General features: G+C 36.2%; 25 protein-coding genes, 1 tRNA gene, 1 pseudogene and 1 other annotated feature. Of the genes and pseudogenes, 23 read left to right on the top strand and 4 right to left on the bottom strand.

Going from position 1 to position 21969, the window contains the following annotated elements:
• The first annotated feature begins 15 nt into the window (after positions 1 to 15).
• From IGL15_RS12730 to IGL15_RS12645, 18 genes and pseudogenes are all read left to right on the top strand, one after another.
• A complete protein-coding gene (locus IGL15_RS12730) occupies positions 16 to 321 on the top strand; it encodes a hypothetical protein (protein WP_005874798.1) in 306 nt (101 codons plus the stop codon).
• Positions 322 to 516: a hypothetical protein gene (locus IGL15_RS12725; RefSeq protein ID WP_005874797.1), complete on the top strand. Its 195-nt coding sequence runs from the start codon at positions 322 to 324 to the stop codon at positions 514 to 516.
• Positions 517 to 533: 17 nt separating this feature from the next.
• Entirely contained in the window at positions 534 to 779 is a 246-nt protein-coding gene (locus IGL15_RS12720) for a hypothetical protein (protein ID WP_005874796.1), read from the top strand.
• A 12-nt stretch (positions 780 to 791) separates the two neighbouring features.
• Positions 792 to 1205 (top strand): hypothetical protein, encoded by a 414-nt coding sequence (locus IGL15_RS12715; protein WP_086325085.1) that lies wholly within the window; start codon positions 792 to 794, stop codon positions 1203 to 1205.
• 2 nt (positions 1206 to 1207) lie between these two features.
• Positions 1208 to 1441 carry a hypothetical protein gene (locus tag IGL15_RS12710; RefSeq protein WP_086325084.1) on the top strand — a complete coding sequence of 78 codons (234 nt, stop codon included), beginning with the start codon at positions 1208 to 1210 and terminating at the stop codon, positions 1439 to 1441.
• Entirely contained in the window at positions 1438 to 1830 is a 393-nt protein-coding gene (locus IGL15_RS12705) for a hypothetical protein (protein WP_005874793.1), read from the top strand. Before IGL15_RS12710 ends, IGL15_RS12705 begins: the two co-directional genes overlap by 4 nt.
• A 1-nt stretch (position 1831) precedes the next feature.
• Positions 1832 to 2017, top strand: a complete 186-nt coding sequence (locus IGL15_RS12700) for a DUF6877 family protein (protein WP_104765286.1) — start codon at positions 1832 to 1834, stop codon at positions 2015 to 2017.
• On the top strand, positions 2014 to 2214 hold the full coding sequence (locus IGL15_RS12695; RefSeq protein WP_258077684.1) for a hypothetical protein: 201 nt from the start codon (positions 2014 to 2016) through the stop codon (positions 2212 to 2214). Before IGL15_RS12700 ends, IGL15_RS12695 begins: the two co-directional genes overlap by 4 nt.
• Positions 2207 to 3547, top strand: a pseudogene (locus IGL15_RS12690) (phage portal protein); the annotation flags it as partial. The gene IGL15_RS12695 and the pseudogene IGL15_RS12690, both read left to right, overlap by 8 nt.
• Positions 3465 to 4517, top strand: a complete 1053-nt coding sequence (locus tag IGL15_RS12685) for a minor capsid protein (RefSeq protein ID WP_179293592.1) — start codon at positions 3465 to 3467, stop codon at positions 4515 to 4517. The pseudogene IGL15_RS12690 and the gene IGL15_RS12685, both read left to right, overlap by 83 nt.
• Before the next feature lies 1 nt (position 4518).
• Positions 4519 to 4836, top strand: a complete 318-nt coding sequence (locus IGL15_RS12680) for a hypothetical protein (protein WP_096637974.1) — start codon at positions 4519 to 4521, stop codon at positions 4834 to 4836.
• A 126-nt stretch (positions 4837 to 4962) separates the two neighbouring features.
• Positions 4963 to 5586, top strand: a complete 624-nt coding sequence (locus tag IGL15_RS12675) for a DUF4355 domain-containing protein (protein ID WP_179293594.1) — start codon at positions 4963 to 4965, stop codon at positions 5584 to 5586.
• Positions 5587 to 5655: 69 nt separating this feature from the next.
• Positions 5656 to 6663, top strand: coding sequence for a hypothetical protein (locus tag IGL15_RS12670; protein WP_438767872.1), 1008 nt, complete (start codon positions 5656 to 5658; stop codon positions 6661 to 6663).
• Positions 6664 to 6675: 12 nt separating this feature from the next.
• Entirely contained in the window at positions 6676 to 7008 is a 333-nt protein-coding gene (locus tag IGL15_RS12665) for a hypothetical protein (protein ID WP_005874742.1), read from the top strand.
• Positions 6995 to 7123: an XkdX family protein gene (locus IGL15_RS12660; RefSeq protein WP_005874740.1), complete on the top strand. Its 129-nt coding sequence runs from the start codon at positions 6995 to 6997 to the stop codon at positions 7121 to 7123. The genes IGL15_RS12665 and IGL15_RS12660 overlap by 14 nt, the downstream gene beginning before the upstream one ends.
• A 17-nt stretch (positions 7124 to 7140) precedes the next feature.
• Complete coding sequence (locus tag IGL15_RS12655) at positions 7141 to 7422, top strand: hypothetical protein (protein WP_005874738.1); 282 nt, start codon at positions 7141 to 7143, stop codon at positions 7420 to 7422.
• Between the two features lie 45 nt (positions 7423 to 7467).
• Positions 7468 to 8490 (top strand): peptidoglycan recognition protein family protein, encoded by a 1023-nt coding sequence (locus tag IGL15_RS12650; protein WP_104874670.1) that lies wholly within the window; start codon positions 7468 to 7470, stop codon positions 8488 to 8490.
• Positions 8491 to 8618: 128 nt separating this feature from the next.
• The gene (locus IGL15_RS12645) at positions 8619 to 9131 is read left to right on the top strand and encodes a Panacea domain-containing protein (RefSeq protein WP_104765664.1); all 513 of its coding nucleotides are present in this window, start codon (positions 8619 to 8621) and stop codon (positions 9129 to 9131) included.
• An 80-nt stretch (positions 9132 to 9211) separates the two neighbouring features.
• Here IGL15_RS12645 and IGL15_RS12640 read toward each other — a convergent pair whose 3' ends face one another.
• Positions 9212 to 10579: an ISL3 family transposase gene (locus tag IGL15_RS12640; protein WP_043921381.1), complete on the bottom strand. Its 1368-nt coding sequence runs from the start codon at positions 10577 to 10579 to the stop codon at positions 9212 to 9214.
• Between the two features lie 161 nt (positions 10580 to 10740).
• Between IGL15_RS12640 and IGL15_RS12635 the strand changes: the two genes are divergently transcribed.
• Positions 10741 to 11610, top strand: coding sequence for a hypothetical protein (locus IGL15_RS12635; protein WP_104765206.1), 870 nt, complete (start codon positions 10741 to 10743; stop codon positions 11608 to 11610).
• A gap of 251 nt (positions 11611 to 11861) precedes the next feature.
• Positions 11862 to 11935: transfer RNA gene (locus IGL15_RS12630), tRNA-Ile, on the top strand.
• A gap of 478 nt (positions 11936 to 12413) precedes the next feature.
• On the opposite strand, the gene IGL15_RS12625 is transcribed toward IGL15_RS12630, so the two are convergent.
• Genes IGL15_RS12625 through IGL15_RS12615 form a run of 3 tightly spaced genes read right to left on the bottom strand, consistent with a single transcriptional unit; the run spans position 12414 to position 14592 of the window.
• Positions 12414 to 12980, bottom strand: a complete 567-nt coding sequence (locus IGL15_RS12625; RefSeq protein WP_002285906.1) for a class I SAM-dependent methyltransferase — start codon at positions 12978 to 12980, stop codon at positions 12414 to 12416.
• A complete protein-coding gene (locus IGL15_RS12620) occupies positions 12980 to 13936 on the bottom strand; it encodes a TIGR01212 family radical SAM protein (RefSeq protein ID WP_104765207.1) in 957 nt (318 codons plus the stop codon). Before IGL15_RS12620 ends, IGL15_RS12625 begins: the two co-directional genes overlap by 1 nt.
• Positions 13936 to 14592: a phosphatase PAP2 family protein gene (locus IGL15_RS12615; protein WP_002297384.1), complete on the bottom strand. Its 657-nt coding sequence runs from the start codon at positions 14590 to 14592 to the stop codon at positions 13936 to 13938. The genes IGL15_RS12620 and IGL15_RS12615 overlap by 1 nt, the downstream gene beginning before the upstream one ends.
• 369 nt (positions 14593 to 14961) lie before the next feature.
• On the opposite strand from IGL15_RS12615, the gene IGL15_RS12610 reads away from it, so the two are divergent.
• The 3 genes from IGL15_RS12610 (at position 14962) to IGL15_RS12600 (ending at position 21722) form a co-directional block, all read left to right on the top strand.
• On the top strand, positions 14962 to 16980 hold the full coding sequence (locus IGL15_RS12610; protein WP_002307949.1) for a LysM peptidoglycan-binding domain-containing protein: 2019 nt from the start codon (positions 14962 to 14964) through the stop codon (positions 16978 to 16980).
• 69 nt (positions 16981 to 17049) lie between these two features.
• Positions 17050 to 17256 (top strand) — a binding site (T-box leader).
• Between the two features lie 150 nt (positions 17257 to 17406).
• On the top strand, positions 17407 to 19821 hold the full coding sequence (gene leuS / locus IGL15_RS12605) for a leucine--tRNA ligase (RefSeq protein WP_002285916.1): 2415 nt from the start codon (positions 17407 to 17409) through the stop codon (positions 19819 to 19821).
• A 347-nt stretch (positions 19822 to 20168) separates the two neighbouring features.
• On the top strand, positions 20169 to 21722 hold the full coding sequence (locus IGL15_RS12600) for a WD40/YVTN/BNR-like repeat-containing protein (RefSeq protein WP_002324598.1): 1554 nt from the start codon (positions 20169 to 20171) through the stop codon (positions 21720 to 21722).
• Positions 21723 to 21969: the final 247 nt, after the last annotated feature.

Here is a 21969-nt window from a genome sequence, read left to right as displayed (position 1 = left end):
AGGAGGGCATGATAAATGGATTACTTGGATATTATTCATCGTCTGGAAGAAATCACTACAACAGAATCAGCAAAGCAAGATTTAAGACTAGCTTATAGAGGAATTAGAGATGAAAAGGTAAATCAAATGCCAGAGGAACAAGCAAAAGAGCGATTTGTTTATTATATGCGTCCGTATTTCATTTTCCAGCTCTATCCTCGGTTGTATCGTGAAAAAAGATGGTTAGGTTTAACTTTTGATGAATATATTAAAGGTATTAACAAAGCATTAGTAAAGAGCGGAAAAAATCCAATCAAATCAATAAAAGGAGCAGTAGCTTAGGTGGGACAGCTAAAACAAACAGGTGGGACACCTAAGAAAAGACCAAGATTTTCTCTTGATGACGACACTTTAGCAAAGCTTGATTGGATGTATGAGCAAGATACCAAAAAGGCAAAGCATCGAATCTATCCATCAGACACGTTAAAGAAAATTATCAATGAAGCTTATATTGTACGTAAAGCATTTAGAAATTAGCAGTTGGAGGTTTGAACATGGCATATGTTGTAAAAGCAATGTGTTATGTCGATTCAGAAGGAAATGGAGTTTCTGATTTAAAAAAGGCAAAGAGATATGATTCAAAAGAAATGGCTGAACTAGCAGCTTATGTGAGCAATGGAGAAATAGTGGAAATTAAAACACACTCTAGTAAAGCAAATAAAAACAATACATCTAAACATTCAAAACTAACAAAAGAGAAACAAACAAAAAGCAATCAAGCTTGGATGAAAAAACAGTAAGGAGTTAACTCTATGAAACTAACAGATGATTTTAAATTGATTTCGTTAAATTCTCAGGCAAGAGAACCAATTGTTACTATCTCAAAGTATGGCGTGAATTTTAGTAAAGCAGCAGCAGAATGTCTGAAATTTTCAGAGTATGCGCTAGTTTATTTAAATGATAGATCAAAAATGATTGCAATTACTCCAGCATCCAAAACTAGTAACGAAGCAGTTGCATTTTACAAACCTAAAAATAAAACTGCTAAAAATCCTAGTATCCAAAGTAGTAGATTTCTTAGTATTCTGTCTAAGTTGTGTCAGTGGGATATTGAAAATAAAACATATTACGTAAAACCGGAATATCTGGAAGATGGAAAAGGAATCTATCTTGATTTAAATAAAGCCGAAGAAAAAGAACGTCGTATTTTTGGGCGGGGGGAATAAAGATGAGTAAAAAAAGAAAATTTATTCCAGAAGTCGGACAAGAGGTTGAATGTTTTTGTTGTAAGTCAGATCGTGATACTCCATGGATTTATCCGTTCATAGGGTATGTAAAACATATTTATAACAAATCAGCAATGGTAATCATTAAGAGTACTCATTTAAAAGATGATCATTTAGTAATTGAGCGTAGTGGAAAAACTATCGTTCCATTTGAAGAAATGAGGGAATATAAATGAAAAAAATTATTTTGTTGATCAGTGTATTAGGAATGGGAATAAATCTAGGTGCTTGTAGCGGGAGAGAGAGTGACAAAGTTTCATACAATGTCAGTCAAGAAGCAGACAATTTCAATGTGATTCGTCGAGTAGCAGTAATTAATACTCGAACAGATAAGGTGGAGTTTGAAGCGATAGGTCGAATATCTGTTGATACTGAAGATAAAAACAAACTCGTTATTCTAGTTGAAACAGGAAAGAATCAGTACAAAAAACATCTTGTAAACATGACTAGTTGGAATATGTATGTAATTGAAGATTTAGAAGGTGCTAAGGTAAATGAATATAAATACGAGGTAAATTACATGCCAGAAAGTATTGTGCCTTTTACTGTGACGGAGAAAAAATAATATGCCAGCAATCGATCAAATTAATGAGTTAATAAACAAATATGATTTTCCATTGTCGGTTCTAAGCGATGTAAATCATCGCTTAGAATGCTGTAAAGAAGAAGCATATGTTGCTCAGCAAGTAAGATATTTAGAAAACTTAGTGAAGTACGGAAAAGTAAATTTGAAGGTGGAGAAAAATCAATGACACTTACTTTTAAAAATGTTATATCTAAAAATTTCGACCTAGAATATGAGATTCCTCGTGAAGTAGGAGAACATTATGAATCATTAGTTTCATTTAATCGTGGCTATGACTTTAATAAAGAAATCAGAGAGTTTGTTATAAGCTTTGTAGAACAATTCAGCGAGTTTCTTACTCCAGAAAATGAACAGCAACACTGATATTGTAAAAGTTAATAATAAACTTCATGCTGGTATGTATTCAATTGTCGTAGACCAAGCAGTCAATCATTTTACTGGTATACCTATCAAATGGGATTACGATGTATCGGAACAAAAAAGAACACTCATTCAAAGATTAAAAGATAAATTCTTAAAAAATGATATAGAACTTCCAACAGTTCCAGAAGCTTTTAACAAATTAACAAGCAATCTTGATTCCATGAGATTCGCAATGCTTGATTCTGAAACTGCAACTTTTCAAGGAGCTTGTGGAGTAGCTTTCCGATTGTTAGAGCCTGTGGAAGGAGATCACGGTTGGGAGTTAAGAGCAAGCAATATTGAACCTTGGAGAGCTGAAAGATATGGAAATGCTGGAATCTATATTAAAGAAAAGTATGACTCTTATCAGAAAAAGTTTTTCCAAGAAATGAAAGTTATAACTAGAAATGAAATTACGACATATGCTTGTTATAGTGACTTAGATTTTATTACTAACGGAACATTCAAAAAAATCGATGAAACAAAAAATCCTTTAGAAGTGATTAATTTATCCGAATTTAAAAATAATACGAATCGTTATTGTGATTTTGAAGTAGCCGAGGAAATTGGAGATGCAATTGATCGTGCTTTGTCTGATCAACAAAACGAAATCGAACAATTTAAGCTTGCGTACATGCTTGTTACTGGTACGACAATGAGCAAAGACACTGCTAAAGAAATGATGAATCAGCTAGGGATCATCAACTTAAAAGACCCTGCGGCAAAAGCGGAATATGTCACAAAAAATTTAGCAAAAGATTTCAATGAATATCATATGGATTTATTAAAAAAACAATTCTATACCATTTGTAAAGCAATCGATTTTAATGATGAGGTGTTTAAATCAAATAGTTCTGGAGAAGCACGTAAATGGCAGATCATTAGTTTAGAAGCAAAAACAAACACTAAAGAACAATATTTCAGGGAAGGACTGAAAGAGTGTGCAGAAACAATTGCAGCTTTTCTTAAATTTAATGACAAAGTAGACATTGAACCAGAAAAAATTATTTTCACTTTTTCTAGATCTTTACCAACTGATTTGAGCTATTTAGCTGAAGCTTTGCCTAAGCTAGCACCTTATGTATCTAAGCGAACAATTCAAAGCCAAATACCATTTGTGACAGATGTTGATTATGAAAATGAGATGATGGAATTAGAAAGTGGAAATGCTTATCCAGATAGTGAATACAATTTTGGCGGAGGTGACAATAATGATGATAGAAACGAAGTATTGGACCAAACGTCGAGAACTGGAGGATCAAGCAAGGCTCAAATTAGAAAACCAAACACTTAAAAAGTTATCTAGTGTATTTCCAGAAGCATTAAAAGAGATACAAGCAAAACTATTATCACAAGCTGACTTACACAATATCACTTATCCAGAAATGATGGAGTTTTATAGTACAAGTAATCAGAAAAAATATCGTGAATATGTGGAAAAAAATTATAAGTCATTAAAAATGTATGATGCAAAATACAAAGAGTTTATCGATGAATTTTTTCCACCATTTGACTATGCAAAAGTCAATCGCTTATTACAAATACGATCAGATGTATTTAAAATTCTTGCAGAATATGCGATGGATGCAGATGTGAATCAATATTTTTCTGATCGCTTAGAGGAAATTCTTCAAAGAACATATTCTTCTAATGCTAATGTTTTTGTTCAACTTTTAAACGTTGATATACCAAATTATTTACCAGAAAATGAAATTAAACATTATTTGAACTATCCATGGTCAGGAAAGACATTTTCAAGAAGACTTTGGGGAAATATTTCATCGCTTGAACAGAAACTCTCTAATGCTATTGTAAAAAGTGTTGCTAGTGGAGAAGGCGTTATACACGCATTAAACACCATGAGATTAGACTCAGAAATTTGTGACATGTTTAAGTTAGAAGAATCAAAGTATAACAAAGCGATAGAAAATCTCGTTCGAACGGAGTATGCAAAATTTGCACAAGATGGTATTGAAAAATCATATTTAGAAACAGGTATTGAGGAATACAACGTATTGACTGCAAAAGATGAGAGAGTTTGCCGGATTTGTGGAGGAAAGGCAAGTAAGAATCCCTATAAACTGAAAGATGCTGTCATAGGTGAAAATCGAGCACCTTTCCATAGTCGTTGTAGATGTACGGATGTTCCTAATTTACCAAAATTAGGAAAGGATATTGATGAAGAATATGACCGTTTATTTGGCGATTTATTAGATGAGTTTGCACATGATTCTTTTGGAATTAATTTGAAACGGAGGAAGTAGAATGAAAGATTTTTTTGAAGCAGTACTAACAATTAATGTAAATGCTGATATTGCAGAAGCCTACAAAACAGCTATTGAGTCTGAGAACCATCCTAATGGCTTGAGAGATAATTGGAATGGCAATTATGCCTACGTGGTTATTGGCGATCAAACTGTTAATTATCAAGATAATACTCCAGTTGATAAGAATACCGTTAATTTAACGATTCAATTATTATCTCATTCATTACCAAATTTCAAAGAAACAGTTGATTGGTATGAAAAGATGGGATGTATTGTTGTTAGAACTGACTACAAAAAAGGAAAGTCTAGTAATTAGGCTTTTTTATTTTGTCCGAAATGACGTTAAACTAGCGCAATACTGGGCTTGGTTGAATGGTGGGGCGCAATTATTAAAACTCAAAGCAATGCGGGGCGTGAAAACGAATCGTGGGGCGAAAGGAGAATGAGCATGAAACACAAATCATTAATGCCAATGAATTTGCAATACTTTGCCGAAGGTGACGATCAAAAGTTTTCTTTTGATGACTTCAAATCTTTTGTGGAATCCAATGAAGAAGCTCAAAAATTTATTCAGTCACAATCTCAAAGTGTTGCCGACAAACAATTGGAAGCTTGGAAACAAAATAACTTAGATAAAATTAAACAGGATACCATCAAGGAATATGAGGAATCTAAGAAAAACAAGTCACCTGAGCAAATTCAACTGGAAAAACTACAAGCTGAATTTGAAGCAGAAAAAGCGTTGCGTGTGACAAGTGATAATAAAGCATTTGTTGCAGAACAAATTGCTGGATTAGAACTAGATGGAGAGTTAAAAGAATCTATTTCTCAATTTATGCTAAATAATCTTGTTAGTTCGGATACAGATTTCACTAAGAATGCTGTTGAAGGTTTTACAAGTGTTTTGAATGCAATTAATGAGAAACATGCAGATGCATTAAAAGAACTACAAATGAAGTCTGCATTTGGTGGAACTCAACAATTGAATAACCAAGTTCAGCAGAACAATGAAACATTTACAAATCCAGAAGAACAATTAGGACAAATTCTTCAACAATTTAACTAGGAGAGTGAAAAATTATGAAAAAAACATCTTTAAATAATTTAGAGTATTTGGATATTTCACCAGCGATTAATGCTATGCAAGTACCAAGACTTTGAACAAATCAAAAAAGAAGTTTTTGATTTAGCTGAGCAAGCGAAGGAAGACATCGAATCACTGAGACCAGAATTAGAAGCTAGTGTTGGTCAATTGACAGAACAAGTCCAATCACTTAGTCAAAAAGTAGAAATTAATCAAAGCGAAACCAATCGATTGCTTCAGTTGATTGCTGATAATGGATTATTTACTGTGAATGATTTGATTCTTGGCTTAACACGAGGATATTTTGAATTTACAAGAGAGCTTAATTTCAATGGAAAAATCGTGGGAAGCGTAATAGAAAATCCTAATATTGCGAGTCAAGTTAGATTTATTTATGCAGATCAATTTGAAATGCCTACGCCATATACAAATTTATTAGAGGTAAATCCTTATCCAGATGCTAAGACAGCATTAGGTTATGAAGCTTTAAGAGGAAATAGTACTTATGGCGCTAGTACAGAAAGTAATCGGACTACAATATATCCATGCCTACGTATTCAATGGAATATTGTGGAAGAAATAAAACGGTGGCTAGGTGATGAATACTTTGAGGGATTGAAAGCTAAAGAGCTTAGTCAACAAATTACTATTGTGGAAAAAGGTTTGAGTTCTATTACTCCTAGTACTTATGCTTATGCTCAACATGGAACTCGTGAGGAATCTTCTTCTCAAAGAGCTGGCGGAATGTCTAGCTTATGGTATGACAACCATTTAGAACAATGGATAGAGTACGCCAAAAATGAGGATAAGAAATATAAAACAATGGAAAAATTAATTGTTAAAGAAAATTCCAGTTTGTTTTTAGATAATCAAGGACGCGTAAATATTTTAATGTTTGGCAAAAATGCAGAAGATGTTTCTCTATTTTATGGAAAAGCTACATTACAATTTACTTATCGCATCTATTTGACCGATATTCTCTATTACAAACGTGATCCTACGATTAGCCAAATGCAGACACAAATTCAACAATTATGGAATGAAGTTTTTAAACAATAGGAGGAATTTCTTATGTCTAAAGAGAAAAAAACAGTTTATCGAGTCGTTGGACAAAACTATGAGGAGTGGGAAGCACCTATTGATTCTCTAGTATCACGTCCATTTACAGATGTTGTACCACCAAAAGGACCAGATGTGATGATTGCAGGTTTTGATTGGGAAACCAATCAATGGATCTGGGTTCGAGGCGTACCATACGATTTGTATGTTCGTTCCAATCAAATAGCAGCGAATACGATGAAAGAAGTTACGAAATTAAAAAATATGGTTGAACAAATTCAAAAAGTTGTTTTTCCAGAAGATTTAGTCATTACAGAAGGAGGTATGCCTGATGTATCCAAGTAAAGAAGATATCCAATTCTTTTATGAAATGGGAATTTATACTACATCAGATGTGATGAGTTTTGTTGAGCAGGGAAGTATTACGAAAGAAGAAGCGAAAGAAATTCTCACTGAATAGGAAGAAGGTGAGAATTTATGGAAGGAATCGATCAAGCTTTTAGAAAAGTACTAGAAGCTGATGGCGTAATTTTTTTACCTTTAACGATTATTTTAGTAGGTATTATTATTTTTGGTTCCTGGCGAATGAATACTTACTATCGGAAAGAATTGCATGATGAAAGAGAAAATTCAAAACAGGATCGGCGTGAATTCTTAGCCACTTTAAATGAATTAAATAAGGGCTTTGAATTTATGCGTTCAGATATGAGACGAATTGAAAACAAAGTCACCGAGATTGAGAAAGAAGTACGAAAATAGTTTCGTGCTTCTTTATTTTTATGAAAATAAAGTGGAGGGATAGGAATGAAAAAGAAAATTACTTTATATATGGGCCTTATGATGGCTCTTTTTTTATTACCCATTAATACGTTTGCTTATACTATTAATGACGAGTATAATTTAGCGCCGAATCAAGGAGACTCCAGATTAGCAATTCCTAACAAAATTATTTTGCACGAAACTGGAATAGATGCACCAGCAAGAAATGTAGCAGCCAACATGAAAAATAATTATAACGGAAGTAATCCTTATACCACAGACGTTATTGGTGACGGTGGGATTGTCTACCGTGTGGGTGAGCAAGGATATGTTTCGTGGGGTGCTGGTAACGCCAATCCTTATGCGCCTGTACAGATTGAATTACAGCGCACATATGATAAAGCATTGTTTGAGAAAAACTATCGAGCTTACATTGAATATACAAGAGATTGTGCAAAAAAATATGGAATTCCATTGACTCTTGATCAAGGAACTTCTTTATTTACAAAAGGAATCATTTCTCATTTGTGGGTAACAAATTATGTTTGGGGGAATCACACCGATCCATATGGTTACTTATCGCAAATGGGAGTCAGCAAAGAAAAGCTTGCTTATGATTTAGCTCATGGATTTACCGATGAAAATCCAACTACTTCAGATGATAAACCAGTCATTGATCCAACTAGAGCAGGTGCTGCAAATCCTACGCTGACAGATGGAACAAATTACGCCCACATTGATCAGTTCGGAGAAATCGAAAACGCAAACTTGCATGTAGCTGGATGGCACATTGCTAACTATAAATACGAGTATATCTTCATTATGGATTACAATACTGGGAAAGAATTAGCTAGAGTAAAAGCTGATGGAATATATAGACCAGATGTAAATCAAGCATATGGGACATCTGGAAATGTTGGCTATCATGTATCTTTTAACATGCGTAATTTCCCTAATAAGAAAGTATACGTTATGATGCGAGCAACTAATGATCCTGAAGGTAATACTAAAGGCGGAGCACAAGATTTCCACGATAAACGGTGGTACTTGAATATCCCACAACGATAAAAATAGCCCCTCATTGAGGGGCATACATATGTTTTATTTATAGAATCTGAAATATGTATATTAGTACACTCTTGACATATATGATAATATTAAATAAAGAGTGAAAAGTAATTAAGGAGGTTAACGTGATGCTTAAAGTAATGGATGTAGCAGATTTTATTTTAAAGAATAGAATAGATTCAGGCAGGCCCATTACAAATTTAGAATTGCAAAAATATCTATACTTTGTAAACGCTAAATTTTTATGCGAAAGCGGAAAGCCGTTATTTGAAGAGCCAATCGAAAAATGGAAATTTGGTCCAGTCGTCAGTGAAGTGTACCATGAGTATAAAAATAATAAAGGTAATAAAATAATGGAACTTAGCGAACATGAAACGATCAATTTCAGCGAAGATGGTATCAAAATCGAAAATAATTGTTTTGATGAAAAATCAATCCCTGATGAAATTAAAAACAGTATAAGAGATAGCATCGAAAATCTTTCTAATTATACTTCTTATGAGTTAGTTGAAGAAACACATAAGCACAACGAATGGAAAAATGACGAGGAAAGGATTCTTAGAGGGGTTCCGCATCTTGTTTATAATCAAGAAGCATTGAAAAATTATTTTAAGGAACATGAAGAAGCTAGAATATGGTAAAAGAAGTTAGTAAAAAATCACCAGAACATTTTATAAAAATAATGGTTCAGTATAAATTCTTGTGTAAACGGCTGTGAGATTTAGGATGCCTTTCGGGATATTTCCATTAATCGCAGAAAGAAGTATTCATCATCTGGATACCCATAACCCTTACGTCTCTCAGTCTTGATCTTATTGTTGATACCCTCAAGTTTGCCAGTTGATATCCCGTATTTGGCGAACGTGTAGATCCCTCTCAAATGGTTATTTAAGAGACGCGCAAACCAAATAAAGTGGCTATTCTCAGTTGCCTTGCAGATGTCTATGATCCCTTCAAGTCTAACGCACATTTCCACCTCGTCATGTGAGTTGTATGCCTGGTCTAGCAAGTCTTTGACGAGGTCTATTGTGAAGAAGAGCTTGTTTTCTTCCAACAGCTCGTCATACCATGCTTCATTACCGCCATAAGCCTTTATTTCTGGTGTATTGAATATTTCACCAGCAGTAGACACTAGCTTGCCTTGACGGGCATCCTCGTCCTTCTGAACTAATGTGGACCTCTTAGACATCAAGATGTAACGTGAGTTCTTAAGCAACTTAGCAGCCTCTGGAGAGCCTTCTTCAGCCAGCCGTCTTTGTTCATCCTTTCTGATCTCTGAAACCACTTTATCGTTGAAATTCTTGATAATGTGGAAGCGATCATAGACGATGTCTAGCTTGGGATAGCGCCCTTTAAAAGCTTCTTCGAAGTCTGAATTCATGTCGCAAGCCACCGCCTCAACTTTTGACATCCACTCATCGCCAACATGATCCATAAACTCGAAAACAACGGCTTTCTTCTTGCCATGGGCTAAGTAGAGAATATACCCTGTTTCCCAGTCTATGATTGCGGTGGCGTACTTATGGCCATCGTGGAGCTTAAACTCATCAATGGCTAAGTATTTTGCCTGCCTTTCAGGTTTTATGAGTGTCTTGCCATCAGTTGTAAATTTAGACAGTAGAAGAGACTTGTGAATTGACTTTACAGTCATCTTGTCCAAGCCAGTAAGCCAAGCCACTGCCTTTAGAGTAAGGCCATAGCTTAACAGTTTCTCAGTGTATTCTTTTAAAGGTTTGGTGATGCGATAACCATCAGCTTTAAAAGGGATAGACTGGCTTCTAGTGTTGAATTGGCAATCAATGTTAAGACAACGAAAACGTGCATAGGACACTCTGATATTGGTGTGTACTCCACCAATAGCGACGTGCTTAAGGGTAGATTCTAAAGACCCATTTTTAACTAGTTTTCTTGAGCAATTAGGACAGAAGGTATCACCACGCTCATCTAGCTTTCCTACAAAGGTTAATCCACCTTCATTTTGAATTGGCTCGCCAACTTGAATAAAGTCGGTAAGACCAGAATTAAAGGATAAGACACCTTTGTTAGGCATAACATCTTGAGTAGTAACTGACAGTTCTGTATAATTCATAGTAAGAAGGGCTCCCCATGTTTTTGTCGTTATTAACATTGTAAGGGACAACCCTTCTTTTTTTGTTATCTAATTTCTATTTACACAAGAATTTATACTGAACCAAAATAATTTTACAAGCTAACAATGAAAATTTTTTATCTAAAAATGAAGAAAACATTGTGCATCTTTTAAAAGAAATAAACGAATTAAATAGTCCGTCTCCCTATGACCTTTTAACTACTTATATTTTTGAGAACGATATAGATAATGCGGATGAATTGATCGCACTTTTTGATTTTAGTGAAGAAATATTCGAAAAGCATATTACAAATTATGCTGACTATAAAAATGTTGAGTATTTTTTTGACTCAATACGAAGGCATGTGAACTTAGCTGTTATTCAGCAAAAGCATATTATGGATAGCTCTAAAAAGGCTCTAAAGATTAGTGAGGAAGCAGAAACTAAAATAGAAGAAGTTAAATTAAAGCTGAATGAAATGGAAGAAAAAGTTCGAATTGCAAAGAATAAAGTCAAAGACATTGAAAAAATAAAAGGTAGTATTTATACCGAATTTATTGCTATACTTGGTATTTTTTCAGCTTTAATTTTTGGTTTATTTGGTAGTTTTGATGGTTTATCTAAAGCTATTATCAATTTAAGCTCTAAATGGTCAATGGGAAAAGTTTTAATAATAAGTTCTGGAATAATGTTGTGCTTAACTTTATTGATATTTGCTTTGCTACAGTGGGTGGCTAGAATTACTGGAAGAAAATTAACTTCATGTGATTGCTATAAAAATGGAGAAGAGTGTAATCACTCTATGTTTAAGAGACATAGAACACTATTTTCCGCAGTATTTTCTTTTATCTTTGTTTTTATACTAGGAGAATACATCGAGTCATATGAATATATATATGGGATTTACGATTTTTCACGAAATAATAAATTATTTTTTAATATATTAGCGTGGGGTATCCCAATAGTATCTGCAATAATAGTTATATATGTGTTGTATCTCGTTTTAAAAAAGCCAAAAACTGCAAAATGAAAAGTAATAAGCGACTGTTTGCATAAAGTCGTTTATTACTTTTTAATTATTTCGAACATAGCACCTCGACTTGAAGAGCTATACATAACCGTATTGACAACTATAAAAATCATTCGATAAAATAGTGATGTTATCGCATATCTTCACTATCACCCATAAATAGTCACACTCCAAGCTATGCGATAACAGGTTTGTTGCCACGATTTATTTCCAGACGTTTGTATTTTGTATGGCTTGTTGTGGCACAACCTGTACCCTTAGCTCAGTTGGTCAGAGCAGACGGCTCATAACCGTCCGGTCGTAGGTTCGAGTCCTACAGGGTACATAAACTTTGAACTTAATGATATAATAACTGAGTAAGGCACTCACCTTGCAAATAATGCTTATTCTTCAGCCACTCTTTGGAGTGGTTATTTTTATGATTCAGGGGCAAAAAAGGGGCATAATTTGACTGATATTAAGTTAGCTATTGATATATGAATGACATACAAAAATATAAAATCTTTTAAAAATGCTTATATATCAATGCTTTTATTATTCTTTTATATATCTGTTATATATCAAAAAAACATATTCAATTTCAATTTGTATTTGAATAAAGAGGTTGTGAAAAAGCTGTCCTGCATCAAGTAATAAGAACAGCCAATCAAAAACAGCTTCTCATGTTTTTGATTTGGTTGGACTTATTACCGCAGATATAAGCTTTTGAGCACCGTGAATAAAGAGGTTATGAAATCAACGCTCTAACCTGAGTATTAGAGAAAAAAACGCAAAACATATCATTTATGTTTTGCGTTTTTTATTTATCTTTTTTTCTCAATACAATATAAAATAGGCGGCTGGTTCTTTTGGTTGATAAACCGATAATTCAGCACATTATATGTTTCCTGTGGCAGTTTGGAACAAAAAGAATCAACCATATCCAGTTCTTTTTCTCCACCTTCATGACCATAGTAGACGACAAGGATCAATCGTCCGCGAGGCACAAGTCGTTTCAATATTTCTTCCATAGCTGTGCGTGTAGTCTCTGGCATAGTGATGATTGCTTTATCACTTTTTGGGAGATACCCTAGATTGAAAATCCCTGCTTTGAGATTTTGTTGTTCAGCTATCACTTCTCCTAACGTTTCGTGGCCTTGTAGAAACAATGAGACACGTTCTTCTAACTGACGCTGTTCTAGCCTTTCACGAGTAGCATCGATTGCTTGTTGCTGGATATCGAAACTATAGACATGACCAGTTTTTCCGATGTGTTCTGCTAGAAAAACCGTATCGTGGCCATTGCCCATCGTTGCATCTACGACGTGATCCCCTGGTTGCAAGATTTCTTGCAGTAATGTATGGCTGAAATGCAAAGCAGTTTGCAACATCAGACGCTCACCTTTTTCCGTACATCATATTTTCCTTGGAAGCTATCTCTGCGAAGAAGTTCTTCATCAATTGCATTCAAGACTTCCCATTTTTTCAAGCTCCACATTGGTCCAATCAAGGAATCCCACGGCGCATCCCCTGTCAAACGATGGATGATGATCTCTTTTGGTATCATTTCCAGCTGGTCGCAAATGACATTGACATAGTCAGGACGGCTCATTAATTGAAGGCGACCTTCATGATAGTCCCGCAACATTCTCGTTTTGCGCATCAGATGCATCAAATGAAGCTTGATTCCTTGGATATCTGAATCTAAAATGGTGCGTCTGACATTTTCTTTCATCATTTCTAAACTTTCGCCTGGTAATCCGTTGATCAAATGCGTACAAACACGGATATTATGTTTGCGTAATTTAGCCACGCCATCTAAATAAGTTTGATAATCATGTGCTCGGTTGATCAGTTTTGAAGTTTCTTCAAAAGTTGTTTGCAATCCAAGTTCTACCCATAAATACATCCGCTCGTTCAGTTCAGCAAGGTAATCAACTACTTCATCTGGCAGACAATCCGGTCGTGTACCGACTGATAATCCTACGACACCTGGTAAATTGACTACTTGCTCAAATCGTTCTTTGATTATTTCAACTGGCGCATGGGTGTTTGTAAAATTTTGGAAATAAACGATGTATTGTTGGACATGAGGCCATTTTTGATGCATCATGTCGATTTCTTTCTGGAATTGGATTGGAAGAGGGTCTTCAGGTGCAACGATCATGTCTCCCGAACCAGATACACTGCAAAAAGTACAACCGCCATGGGCAACAGTCCCATCTCGATTCGGACAGTCAAATCCTCCATCGATCGGCACCTTGAAAATTTTCCCGCCAAACTCATTTCGTAAAGCGTAATTCCAAGAATGATATCTTTTATTTCCTTCTGAATAAGGAAAAATCATTAAAAGTCCTTCTTTCTGTAAGAGTTATCTATTTGTTTTCTTTTTTCTCTATACACTGGATAAGTCAGGCACAGCCAAGAAAGACTGAGTAAGTAGCCGCCGATGATATCAGTAGGAAAATGAACGCCCAGATAAATGCGGCTTATCCCGACACTTACTATAATAAACACCATCAGCAATTGAAGCAATGTGCGTAAGGTTCTTTTTTGAACAAAAGCTGGAAGCAGAAATAGTAAAGAACCGTAAAGAATCATACTGCCTGCTGCATGTCCACTAGGGAAACTGTAACTTGTTTCAACTACTAAGTGCGCCAATGAAGGACGCTCTCGCATGAAAAATAGTTTGATAACCGGGTTGATGATTCCAGCAATTACAATAAATCCAGAAACGAACCAAAATGTTTCTGCCCTTTTTTTCTTATACCACATCCATAAAGCCGCACAAGCAAATAAAATGATGACGGTAAGAGGATTACCGAATTTAGTCATAAAGAGTTGGTAGCTGTTCAGATCAGGATAAGAAGCTCTGACAATGCCTGTAAACCACTGATCGAAACCAGAAAGCCACGACAGATGGAACTTTACGATCCAGCCCAAAATGAAAAACAGGACAAGAAAGAAGCTACCAGCCACCTGAAATGATGTTTTATATTTCATACAATTCCTCCTTTGAAGCAATGACTTATTATAGCATTTTTGGTCCAGCGAAAAAAACGGTAAAGAGATAAAACCAATGTATGATTCCTCTTTGAATAACCAATATTCTTATAAAAAAAATAACTGTAATCGGAAAGACATTTTTTGGTAATGCAAATGAAATGTTAGGGAAATAAAATCAGTGTTTTTCGAAATCCTTTTAAACAAGAACGTAGACGTAGGAAGAACTTGAAAATGAACAGAAGTTGTTCATTACGGTAAATTACAATATGATTACAAAAAACAACAAAGCTCTTAAATAACTTTTAATAAATATTAAGAGAAGTTATAATTATTAATAATAGATAAATTGAAGTTGGAGGATAGAAGATGGAAAACATTGCAAGAAAAGAACGGAGACGTTTAGAACAGACCAAACGTTTTCGAAAAGCAAAACGAGGGGCAGCAATCGTGGGAACTGCGATGGTAGGCTGTTCTGTCGCTGCCCCATTAGTACAGCCGGTTCCTGTTCAAGCGGATGAAACACCTGTTCAGTTCGGCGCAAGAATCAATACAGCGGCATTTATCACAGAAATTGCTACTTATGCTCAACCAATCGCTCAAGCCAACGATCTATATGCATCAGTGATGATCGCACAAGCAGTTGTAGAAAGCGGTTGGGGCAGTAGTGCGTTATCTCAAGCACCTTATTATAATCTTTTTGGGATAAAAGGCAGCTATCAAGGACAAACCGTCTACATGGATACGCTTGAATTTTTAAATAATCAATGGGTAAATAAAAAGGAGCCTTTCCGACAATATCCTTCTTTTGCTGAATCTTTCAATGACAATGCCTATGTACTTAGAAATACTTCATTTGGCAACGGTTATTACTATGCCGGTACTTGGAAGAGCAACACGAAATCCTATACAGATGCGACAGCTTGTTTGACAGGGCGTTATGCGACTGATCCTGGTTACGCAGGCAAATTAAATAATATCATCGCAACTTACGGATTGACCCAATATGATACACCAGCTAGCGGAAACGCAGGCGGTGGAGCGACTACAGGTGGCAATAATACTGGAAGTACAGGTAGTACTGGCGGTTCAAGCAATTCTGGTAATACAAACTCAGGTTCAGCAACTTCGACCACTTATACTGTCCAATCTGGTGATTCTGTTTGGGGAATCTCAAATAAATTCGGTATCACAATGGATCAATTGATCCAATGGAACAACATCCAAAACAATTTCATTTATCCAGGACAAAAACTGACAATCAAAGGTAGCCAGGAAAATGGCTCTTCGACGAATAATTCCGGTAACAATACCAATTCTTCAGGAAATGCTGGTACATCAAACGGAGGACAAACAACTGGTGCGAAATACACTGTTCAATCTGGTGATTCTGTTTGGAAGATCTCAAATGATCACGGAATTACGATGGCTCAATTGATTGAATGGAACAATATCAAGAACAATTTCGTTTATCCAGGACAACAGCTAATCGTATCAAATGGCGGTTCTTCTAATGCTGGAGCAAATACTGGCTCAAATACTGGGAATACAAGTGGCTCTAGTTCGTCCAGCTCAAGTTCTTCTAATACAGCTTCAGGAACGAAATATACAGTTAAAGCCGGAGACTCTGTTTGGAGTGTCTCAAATAAATACGGAATTACGATGGCTCAGCTAATCCAATGGAACAATATCCAAAATAACTTTATCTACCCAGGACAACAACTGACTGTTTCAAACAGTGGATCAACAAACAGCACGTCAGGTAATACAGGTTCGTCAACCAATACAAATAACAGCAGTTCAGTTAATACTGGCAGCAGTTCGTCTCAAGGCACTTATACCGTGAAAGCAGGTGAATCTGTTTGGAGCGTGGCAAATAAAAACGGCATCACGATGGATCAGTTAATCGAATGGAATAATATCAAAAACAACTTCATTTATCCAGGACAGCAATTGATCGTTAAAGGTGGAACTTCGGCAAATACAAATACAGGTTCAACTACTTCTGCAGCGAAACCAAATACACCGAATACGTCTGCTACGACAAGTACATCATCCACTGGTAATACGATGTATACCGTGAAAGCGGGCGAGTCAGTTTGGAGCGTAGCGAACAAACATCATATCACGATGGATCAGTTAATCGAATGGAATAATATCAAAAATAATTTCATCTATCCAGGACAGCAAGTGATTGTGAAGAAAGGTTCATCTCAATCAACAAACCAACAATCAGTTACTGGTTCGAAAACCTATACTGTGAAATCTGGAGAATCTGTTTGGAGTGTTGCTGACAGTCATGGAATTACAATGGCTCAACTAATCGAATGGAACAATATTAAGAACAACTTTATTTATCCAGGTCAAACGTTGATTGTAGCTAAATAAAATAGCTGTTCGAAGAAATAACGATTGAATTCCACAAAAATATTTGTTACTATAAGGCTACTTAAATATGACAACACTTGAAAAGGAAGTAGTAAAAAGACTGAAGTTTCAGAGAGCGCATGGCTGGTGAGAATGTGCACGGATGCTTTTGAACTCGCCTTTGAGTTGCCCTTGCTGAATACCCGAGTAAGCAAGCGGCGGTGACGGCCGTTACAACGTTCGAGGCCTTTTCACTAAGGTAAAATTAGGTGGTACCGCGTAGATTACGTCCTATAAAAAGAGCAATCTTTTTATAGGATTTTTTTATTTCTTTTGTGAAGTTTGAGAAAACAAAGCAAAAGGAAATAAAAATAAACAGATTCTGCCGGTTTTTTCGTTATATTTATAATAGAAACAAGTGTTTTCAATAGAACAGGAGGACAGCAAATGAGTTACAATCATAAAGAAATTGAGAAAAAATGGCAAAAATACTGGGCAAAAACGAATACTTTCAACACCCATGATGATCCTGAAAAGCCAAAATTTTACGCACTGGATATGTTTCCCTATCCATCCGGTCAAGGGCTACATGTAGGGCATCCTGAAGGTTATACGGCAACGGATATCCTTTCACGTGTGAAAAGAAGTCAAGGATACAACGTACTGCATCCAATGGGGTGGGATGCATTCGGTCTGCCTGCTGAACAATATGCGCTAGATACAGGAAACGATCCGGCTGAGTTTACCCAAAAAAATATCGAAACATTCCGACGCCAAATCAATTCTTTAGGATTTAGTTATGACTGGAATCGCGAAGTGAATACAACTGATCCGGAGTATTATAAATGGACACAATGGATCTTTACGAAGCTTTATGAAAAAGGTCTAGCTTATGAAGCAGAAGTAGCGGTAAACTGGGTACCTGAATTAGGAACAGTTATTTCAAATGAAGAAGTGATCGATGGGAAAAGTGAACGTGGTGGCTATGATGTAGTCAGAAAACCAATGCGCCAATGGATGCTGAAAATCACTGCTTATGCTGATCGCTTATTGGATGATCTAGAATTAGTTGACTGGCCAGAAAGCATTAAAGAAATGCAAAGAAATTGGATCGGTCGTTCAGTAGGAGCAAATATTGAATTTAAAGTGGCTGGTACGGATAAATCCTATACCGTATTTACGACACGACCAGATACTCTATTCGGTGCAACTTACTCGGTTCTTGCACCTGAACTAGATCTTGTTAGAGAAATTACGACCCCTGAACAAAAAGCTGCTGTAGAAGCTTATATCGAAGAGACAGCTAAAAAATCAGATCTAAAGAGAACGGATCTTGCAAAAGAAAAAACAGGAGTATTTACTGGTGCTTATGCAATCAATCCAGTTAATGGCAAGGAAATCCCAATCTGGATCGCCGATTATGTATTATCTTCATACGGCACAGGAGCCATCATGGCTGTTCCAGCACATGATGAACGTGACTTTGAATTCGCTCAAACTTTCGGACTAGAAATTCTTCCAGTTATCGAAGGTGGAGATGTTGAAAAAGCTGCTTACACAGAAGATGGTACGCACATCAACTCTGAATTTCTAGACGGCATGAACAAACAAGAAGCAATCGATAAAATGAATGAATGGCTAGAAGAAAATGGCGTAGGGAAAAAAGAAGTCAGCTATCGCTTACGTGACTGGCTATTCTCCCGTCAACGTTACTGGGGTGAACCAATCCCAATCATCCATTGGGAGGACGGAACAGTCACAGCTGTCCCAGAAGAAGAGCTACCATTACGGTTGCCTAAGACAAAAAACATCAAGCCAAGCGGTACTGGAGAATCTCCATTAGCAAATATCGAGGAGTGGGTCAATGTCGTTGATCCTGTAACAGGTAAAAAAGGCCGTCGCGAAACGAATACAATGCCACAATGGGCAGGAAGCTCATGGTATTACCTGCGTTATATCGACCCTCATAACAAAAAAGAACTAGCAGATTATGAAAAGTTGAAGCGTTGGCTACCAGTTGACATCTACATTGGTGGAGCAGAACATGCGGTACTTCATTTACTATATGCACGATTCTGGCATAAATTCTTATACGATATCGGTGTTGTTCCTACAAAAGAACCATTCCAAAAACTATACAATCAAGGAATGATCTTAGGCGAAAACAACGAAAAAATGTCAAAATCTCGTGGTAATGTAGTCAATCCTGATGATGTGGTCGAAACTTACGGTGCAGATACACTGCGCATGTACGAAATGTTCATGGGGCCATTAGATGCTTCGATTGCTTGGAGCGAAAATGGCTTAGAAGGAAGCCGTAAATTCTTGGATCGTGTATGGCGTTTGATCGTTGATGAGAACAATAAAATGCGTGACCGTATCACTACATTGAATGATGGCAAGCTTGATAAAGTGTATCATCAAACAGTGAAAAAAGTGACAGAAGACTATGAAAATCTTCATTTCAATACAGCAATCTCCCAATTGATGGTCTTTATCAATGAAGCCTATAAAGTGGACGCTCTGCCTTATGAATATATCGAAGGATTTGTTCAACTACTCGCACCGATTGCTCCTCACATGGGTGAAGAACTATGGGCAATCCTTGGAAATGATGGTGGTATTTCTTACGCACCATGGCCAACATACGATGAAGCAGCACTTGTTGAAGACGAAGTAGAAGTTGTTTTCCAAGTAAACGGTAAAGTTCGTGCGAAAAGCAATGTTCCCCGAGACTTAGGAAAAGATGAGCTAGAAAAAGCAGCATTAGCCAATGAAATAGTGCAAGAATATATTGAAGGCAAAACAGTCAGAAAAGTTATTGCGGTACCAAACAAGTTAGTCAATATCGTTGCTAATTAATTGGCTCTTTGTCAATAAGGACTGATGAGTTGTGCAAAATCAAATCTGGGCCAGAATGAACTTCATTCTGTCTCAGATTTTTTGTTATTTCAAATTGATTAATTGATTGATCACAAAAGTTTTGATTTTCATGTTCTCAAACACGTTCAATGTCTTTTTCTTCTGAATGGTCTTGTAAGAGATCTCTGTAATCATCAAATTTTTGTCTATTAATCTTAGTATTTTTTGATGTATAAACTACCTGAAATTGAGAGTACATACCAAATTCATAAATTTTTTATTAGGGGGACTAGTGATTGTATGGATTTTGACGCATAATGAATGAAGTATGAGAAAAGGAGAGACAAATGGATCAAGAACTATTTATTATCGAAGTATTATCAGCTAAACAAAAAATTATCGAGAAAGCGAAAAAAAGAGCGAAAAGAATAATGTTCAAGCTTTTAAGCTTAGTATTTTTCTCTGGTTTGCTTTTTTTCGGAGCTGTATCGTTCCTATATCGCCATATGAGTGCAGTAGTCCGTTCAGCTGAAGGGATGCAAAAATTAAATAATTTGTATCACTTTTCGTGGGGAGTTGGCGGAATAACAATTGTTGTGCTTATTGTTTTTCTTCTACTTATTTGGCTCCGTTACCATCAATTGTCGCGTCATTTCGATCAATGGCTTAGTCAAAGAGCACAACAGTTTTTACATAATAAACCAACTTCTCAAGATGATGACTATCTTTATTTTGAGAAGACTTCGACGAGTCAAGCTTTTCGGATACAAAAAAGTGATTGTCAGTTATTGCTGAGATCACTTGATGATTTACCTGTCTACTTAGGCGAAAGCAAATCAAAATTCGGAATGAACACATTCCATATTTTTTTACTAGAAAACGAACCCAGATGGGAAAAAAGCCAGTCTTCGCCTGGTGGATACCTGACAACTAAGATGAGTACATTAGTCACTGGTTTTTTCCTCATTCTTTTAGCTGGAACAATCTATTATGGGAGATACACTCAGCCAAAAATGTCTTCTCATATAAATGCTGCTTCTCACATGACAATGAACTCAACTAACGATACGCATATACAAAAGACAAATGAAGGGTTGTTAGCTGATCCTAAGCAAAAGGTAAATTTGACAACACAAAAGATAAATGATCTCAAACTTGATACAGAGACGCACTCTCTCTATATGACAACAGATAGTGGTGCTAATTGGGTATTTGTGCCGATTGATTCGCAATGGTTGCGTTTTGGCGAATACACCCTGACAACGGGGCTGATTCCTGAAGGTTATTGGATGGACAACACATATGATATTTCCGCCGATTTCTCATGGTTTATCTATTCTTCTGGGGATGATGTACGTCTGCTGACTTCAAGAGATAATGGTAAAACATGGCAAACGTCTATTATCACCCAATCAGTTCAGCCGATACGTTATCGAAAAGCAGTATTTTATGGCAACGATGGTCTATTTATCTGTACATCAGCCAGTGGGATGTCTGCAGAAACTTTGTACATTTACACTACTATGGATGGCGGAATCACTTGGATAAAAAGTGGAAGTACAATGATCAATCAGCCAGTACAAAATGTCAGCTTCGTTACAACTTCTTTAGGTTTTGTTTCGACACGTGAAAGTTTGTTTTATACAAATAACGGAGGACGCTCATTCAAAGAATCAGTTCTGTCGATTCCGGAAAACTATCAGACAGGGGGGATAGATCTTTTTCAATCACCAAATGAAGTTACTCAAATAAGCGCGAATACGTTAGAGACAAAATTTTATTTGTTGAAAAAAGGACCAATCGATGCAGGGAAAATGTTTGCCTGCCTCTTCCGTTCAACTGATAACGGGGAAACATGGCAATTCGTTCAGCAACTATCGCAAGTAGAACAAGGAGATTAAAGAATAGAGATTGTGAGCCTGACGTTCAGCTCCGAGTCACAAGAAACAAATTCAAAAAACAGCTTCTCATATTTGTTGAATAGTGTAACTCGTGACTCGGAGTTGGCAAGAGCAACAAGAAGCGATTTTGAAGAATAGCTTCTCGTATTTTACAAGATCGTGTCTTATTGCCGATAGGTTGTCTCTTGAACACCGTTTATTCGTAAAAAGGGATTGTGACAAGACTGTTGTCACTACTTACCGAACG

This window comes from Enterococcus sp. DIV0436a, assembly GCF_051711605.1.
In the GTDB taxonomy this organism is placed as follows: Bacteria; Bacillota; Bacilli; order Lactobacillales; family Enterococcaceae; genus Enterococcus_B; species Enterococcus_B faecium.
Note: the sequence above shows the minus strand (reverse complement) of the source record. Positions and strands in the feature narration are given on the sequence as shown.